The organism is Vibrio sp. 10N.286.46.A8 (genome assembly GCF_041470165.1).
GTDB classification, from domain to species: Bacteria; Pseudomonadota; Gammaproteobacteria; order Enterobacterales; family Vibrionaceae; genus Vibrio; species Vibrio tasmaniensis_A.
This window is the reverse complement of the sequence record NZ_JBFRLX010000032.1, coordinates 34518-34935: the sequence shown is the minus strand read 5'-3', so window position 1 is coordinate 34935 and position 418 is coordinate 34518. Positions and strand designations below refer to the sequence as shown.

Sequence of the window (418 nt, the reverse complement as noted above, 5' to 3'; positions counted from 1 at the left end):
ACTTTGGCTTTGTGGAGTAATACCCATATAACGCGTCAACATAATCATGCCCTCGTGTTCTTAACTCACAAGATTAAAATATCATGACAAGTATGACAGTTATATGTCCATTCGCTCGATAAACCCCACAATACTGTAAGAGTATGACCTACAACACATTACTCTACTGATTGAGTATAATAAGACTCAATACTACCGCTTAATAGAACGCTGCTGCGATAGCCAAACCCACGAACAACAAGGCTGTGATCTTGCGAATCAGGTCAAGTGGCATCTTATCTGCCGATAGCTTACCAATGATCACCACAGGCACATTCGCCAGCAACATACCAATGGTAGTACCGAGAATGACCCACGTTAATACATCCGAATATTGAGCCCCTAGAATCGATGTCGCAATCTGAGTCTTATCACCGAT

The 418-nt window shown here is 42.1% G+C and carries 1 protein-coding gene; it reads right to left on the bottom strand.

Annotated elements, in window-relative coordinates:
• Positions 1-199 precede the first annotated feature (199 nt).
• Positions 200-418 (bottom strand): TMEM165/GDT1 family protein (locus tag AB4232_RS04185; RefSeq protein WP_372086346.1); only part of this gene is annotated, 219 nt, incomplete at its 5' end.